The sequence below is a fragment of the Shigella sp. FJ200513 genome (assembly GCF_040495915.1).
Lineage (GTDB): Bacteria > Pseudomonadota > Gammaproteobacteria > Enterobacterales > Enterobacteriaceae > ECMA0423.
On sequence record NZ_JBDYCV010000166.1, the window covers coordinates 1 to 5,337 of the forward strand.

Annotated in this window: 4 protein-coding genes and 2 pseudogenes; 1 reads left to right on the top strand and 5 read right to left on the bottom strand. The window is 43.6% G+C overall.

Translation table 11 applies throughout. The annotated features are described in order from the left end of the window. Position 1 precedes the first annotated feature (1 nt). Entirely contained in the window at positions 2–58 is a 57-nt protein-coding gene (locus ABZJ92_RS20400; RefSeq protein WP_003032489.1) for an IS1 family transposase, read from the top strand. 14 nt (positions 59–72) lie between these two features. Here ABZJ92_RS20400 and ABZJ92_RS20405 read toward each other — a convergent pair. From ABZJ92_RS20405 to ABZJ92_RS20425, 5 genes and pseudogenes are all read right to left on the bottom strand, one after another. Further along, positions 73–219: pseudogene (locus tag ABZJ92_RS20405) on the bottom strand (sulfatase); the annotation flags it as partial. Positions 220–620: 401 nt separating this feature from the next. Then, on the bottom strand, positions 621–1,382 hold the full coding sequence (ydeO, locus tag ABZJ92_RS20410) for an acid stress response transcriptional regulator YdeO (protein ID WP_000060475.1): 762 nt from the start codon (positions 1,380–1,382) through the stop codon (positions 621–623). Between the two features lie 67 nt (positions 1,383–1,449). Next, positions 1,450–1,653 (bottom strand): two-component system connector SafA, encoded by a 204-nt coding sequence (safA, locus tag ABZJ92_RS20415; RefSeq protein ID WP_000543395.1) that lies wholly within the window; start codon positions 1,651–1,653, stop codon positions 1,450–1,452. 247 nt (positions 1,654–1,900) lie between these two features. Then, entirely contained in the window at positions 1,901–4,180 is a 2,280-nt protein-coding gene (ydeP, locus tag ABZJ92_RS20420) for an acid resistance putative oxidoreductase YdeP (RefSeq protein ID WP_000726666.1), read from the bottom strand. A 333-nt stretch (positions 4,181–4,513) separates the two neighbouring features. After that, positions 4,514–5,263: pseudogene (locus ABZJ92_RS20425) on the bottom strand (fimbrial protein); the annotation flags it as partial. Positions 5,264–5,337 lie beyond the last annotated feature (74 nt).

Consider the following 5,337-nt stretch of genomic DNA (forward strand, 5'->3'; position numbering starts at 1 on the left):
GGTGGAGCTGCATGACAAGGTCATCGGGCATTATCTGAACATAAAACACTATCAGTAAGTTGGAGTCATTACCGGCGTAAAGTCTGAGAAAGCAACGTTTGTTTTGGTTGCTTTCAGCTTTACATCATCTGCCGCATGAGCAGCAAATGCAGCCATACCAGATGCCAGTATCAAAGATATCGAGGTACTTACGACACTTTTCTTTAATGCAGACTTCATAAATGTTCCTCTTCTTATTGTACTTAATTCCGAAGTAATTTTACGAAGAGAAATAAGTGGATGTAAGTGAAGTTAGTCACATAAAGAGATAGCAGATTTAGCTAAAAAAAGGGAAATAACAGTCCATAAAGCGTTGACATTACTTTCTGTTCTATTAAGTAATTTCTCGCCGATAAACAACTAATTTATTGATATTTAATAAATTATTGCATTTTACTGACAAAATGCCGAATTGAGATCATAAATAATCATGCAACAGGTTATGCAAGTGCATAAATATGTGATGGATGTCACTTATTTATTTCAATAAATATATCGCCTAAAAACAACGCGGGGCAGGGAATGGCTGCCCCATATAATTCTTACGTAGCGTGCGTGGTTGACTACTCGTTAGCAAATAATCAAATAGCTAAAGCACTCATCGTGTTGCCCGTATTCATACCCGTGTGCCTTTGACAACGGTACTCCTTAGAAACTCTCTTCGGACTGTTGCCGAAATGTTTGCGGAACGCATAAATAAAATAAGATGTACTGGCATAACCACATTGTTCGGCAATTTTATTGACTGAACCTTCTACGCGTATCAAATTTTTTGCGTGCTGCATTCTGGCATCTAATAGAATCTGTGAGAATGTCGTTTGCTCTTGCTTTAGTTTTTTCTTCAACAGGCTTTCACTGATGTACAGGCAGTCACAAATATCTTTCAGCTTCCATGGGTGCGCCAGCTTCATGTTGACAATATTTCTCACTTTCCCGGAAACGGATAGCACACCGTTAGTTAATAGTGTAATGAAACCTTTGCATGCGGCAAAAATAGACAGGCAAGAAAAAAGCAAAAGTTCTGAAAAATTATGATGATTGCGTTCTTCCGAGTTGAGATAAGCAATCATTTCATTAAGCAATCCAGTCGGTACATTTGAAGCACGTAAAAACTTCGCAGGAACAGGCACCGTCACTGTCTGGATGTTAGTGCATTGTAGATATTTTTTAATGGTATTTTCATTAAATCCGATTTCTTTAAAATGCCGCTCATAAGGTTCAAAATGTGTACGAACAGCGTTATCTACCATCAGGATCTCGCCGTCGGAGAAGGCGTAATCTTTATCTAAAATGTTAGCGTTGAAAGCATGATGAATAAATATAACAGAACAAACGAGCGACATTTTATCTCCTTAAAACAATAAAGTTTTATCGATACCTTTTAAACATTTCACATTTATAATTTGCTGTTTATTTCCAGTCTTGCAAACTATTGATAATGAAATGTGTAAGATCTCTTGCAATGCGACCCATTTCTGAAATACTCAGCTGATCAATTGCCGAAAAAATGGCTATCAACGTAAGTGTCAGTAATAAGACAACCACAATTACAGACATGATTTCTTTATAGTTATCTCTTTGCGTGATTTTGTTTTTCACTGTGGTCGCATGCATTTCAAATATGTTTATTTAGCGGATAACGTTAAAAGTCGTTAATCAGTATGCTTAATATAACAGGCTGGAGAAAAGAAGAAATAGGACTGGTGCTTCAGTACTGAGCGGAGTTTCTTACAGCTGTAGGCAGAAGTTTATATCTTATAGTATGTAGTTTAATTTAATCCATGTGAGCAAATTGCGCAATAATAGTCAATGAGGAATTCTTCTGCTGTGCGGATGACAGCAGAAGAAATGAGAAGAGGCATTAATTTGATGGTTCTAATTCAACCGGAATACTTTTATAGCCAGGAATACCACTTAATGGATCGTGGTTATCAAGTGTTAGCATGTGATTCGATTCTGGAAAATAGGTCACCAGTGAGCGGTCAGCCATAGGGTAAATGACCACTTTTAATCTATCCATGCGGCGTGAGCTGCGCTTACCGTCTGGCGTAAGCGCAATAAGATTAACTCTTTCGCCGTTTTTTACACGGCAAATTTTAGCTTGTTTAGCACTCATAAAGACCACATCTCGTTGACCGAATACCCCTCGATAGCGATCATCCATACCATAAATCGTCGTGTTGTACTGATCGTGGCTGCGTACTGTCGCCATGACCAGCTTACTGTTAAACGCTGAAGAGGGATCTTCTAACAGCCCTTTGCTGGTAATGAAATTAGCCTTACCTGACGGCGTCATCCAGCGCCTTTCAGCAGCTGCATTTATCAGGTGAAAACCACCGGGATGACGGATGCGCTGGTTATAGTCGGCGAACTCTGGCAGCACAGCTTCAATGTCATTGCGAATGCGATCATAATCTTCCACCAGATACTCCCAGGCTACCACGCTCTGGGGTAGTGCTGCCTGCGCGATTCCCGCGACCACTGCACACTCTGATTTCAGCATTACACCGGCGGGTTTTAACACGCCACGCGAGGCATGAATCATCGACATTGAATCCTCAACGGTTACCGCCTGCGCACCGCTTTTTTGCATATCAATCTCGCTACGCCCCAGAACCGGCAGAATATAGCTATGCCGTGCGGTCAGCAGATGAGAGCGGTTAAGCTTAGTGGCTACGTGTACCGCCAAATCTAATTGCGTTAACGGTACAGCGCTCGCTTCCCGATCTGGCATTGCCAGTGCAAAGTTGCCCCCCATGCAGATCAATGCTCGAGCCTGCCCCGTACATATTGCTTGCATGCTGGCAATTGCAGCATGTCCAGGTGCATGAGGTGGGGGGAAGCCATAGCGCTCACCCAGGCGAGCCAGAAACTCTGCAGACGGTTTCTCGGTGATACCGACGGTTCGGTCGCCCTGTACATTAGAGTGACCACGTAGTGGGCAGATACCCGCACCAGGCTTGCCAATGTTACCTTTCATCAACAGCAAATTGACCAGTTGCTGCACGTTCTGGGTACCATGTTCGTGCTGAGTGATCCCCATTCCGTAACAGATAATGGTGCGTTCGGCAGCGGCATATGCGTCAGCCAGTTCGGCGATTTGTGTCTGACTTAGTCCAGAAATACGTTCGATATCTTTCCACTCGGAATTGAGAACGTCACGGCGTAGCTCGTCAAAGCCGACGGTATGCGTTTGAATAAATTCGTCATCAAGCAATGAGGGCCGACCTGCGGCACTTGCAGCATCATCGCGCTCAATTAACAGGCGCATCATCCCCTTGAGCAACGCCATATCGCCACCAATGCGCACGTTGTAGTAGGCACTGGCCAACTGAGTCTCAGAGTTCGTCAGCATTTCAAACGGGTTTTGCGGTGCGGTAAATCGCTCCAGGCCACGTTCCTGTAGAGGATTGATGGCGATCATTTTCGCTCCCCGTTTCACTAAAGCGCGCAACGAAGTCAGCATGCGAGGGTGGTTTGTACCAGGGTTATGCCCAATGCAAATGACTAAATCGCACTTCTCAAAGTCTTCCAGCAACACGGTCCCTTTACCTACACCGATACTCGCTGCCAAACCCACGCTTGTCGGTTCATGGCACATGTTGGAGCAGTCGGGAAAGTTATTGCTCCCGTATTCACGGGCAAAAAGCTGATAAAGAAAGGCAGCTTCATTGGAAGTGCGGCCCGAAGTATAGAATTCAACCTGATTGGGATCACTATAGCTTTGAAGGCGTGCGCCAATTTCGTCGAAAGCTTGTTGCCAGCTTAATGGCTTGTAACAGTCGCTGACGGCATCATATTTCAAAGGCTGAGTGAGACGCCCCGCAGCCTCAAGCTCGTGATCTCCCCAGGTAAGTAATGATTGAACCGTATTCTCAGCAAAGAAAGAGGCATTTACCTGCTTATCCGTGACTTCCCAAGCGATTGCTTTTGCGCCGTTTTCACAAATGTCGAATGACGCACTGTTCTTAGGATCTGGCCATGCACAACCCGGACAGTCAAAGCCCTCTGGCTTATTCATGTCAAACATGGCAATAACATCATGGCGTATATCCATCTGCTTACGTACTGCATTCGCTACGGATTTAACAGCACCCCAACCACCTGCAGCACCCTGGTAGGATTCAATTTTTTTCTTCATCTACTTATCCTGTGTGGAAATGAATTATTAGGATTTGTAATAGCGATGATGCACAGTACATACAAAGGGATTATCGCCAACATGGATATATAAGAGTAAGGGACTACTCTCTTTCTATTTTTAATCTATTATCGTTAAACAATAGATTAAATACGATAAGTTAAGCATCATCTCTCATAGTGTTTAAATTAACATATTTTCCAATATAAAAAATAAGACTCTGGCTTCAATTGTGCGCGGATTTTCTTACAGGTGTAGGATAATAGCCTTCACAAAATAATTATCCGCGCAATTTTCGTGAATGGAGCGCATAGACTAAGGTCAAAATCACAATTATTCATAGATAAAAGTGACACCAATGACTGACTGGACGGTTCCGGCTGAAACCTTGTTTCCTGTTTGTCCATAGGTTGCGCTTAAACCCAGAGGTACTTTGCTTTTATTTACTGTCCCCAGGGAGACATTTTCTCCCGTAGCCAGTATTTTTCCATTACGCATTAGAGTGACACCCACTCCCGATGCTTTTGTTGCATCAGGTGCTGTGTTAGCAAACACTTGTCGGCTACTGTCAGTGGTGGCACCCGAAAGATAAAATGAGAGCTTTTGTTCGCTTGAGCAATATACGCCAAGGGGTATTTCTGCGCTTCCAGGAAAGTCCGGGAGATCCACGGTGACATTACGACTATCAACGGTGCAGCCGCCTGTTGGCATAACAACACTGTTATTTGAAATAATATTCCACGTAAAATTACGCGGATTTCCGCTTCCTAATGTTGCAATTTTATACATATGAATACGGGCAATGACTTCCCCCGCTTTTATGACAACTCCACCGGCCGCCCCAACTGGGGTAATATAGAGTTTTAACGGTAATGGCATCGGTGTCTTATCACCAATATCCAATACGTTGGTATTTGTCGTCAACGGGAAGGGGTAGGTCACATTATTCCAGTACAGCGATCCTTTATATGACTGTAGGGAGCCTGCGAAAGCTGAGCCTTGTACCAGGTTTATATGATCAGTGTCGTACCAGCCGCCGTAATCATTCCAGCAACTTATATGCTGAGACAAGTCTACAACCAGGGTAATGCTGCCAACTTACTGATTTAGTGTATGATGGTGATTTTAAGGTGCTTGCGTGGCTTCCATTTCCATCA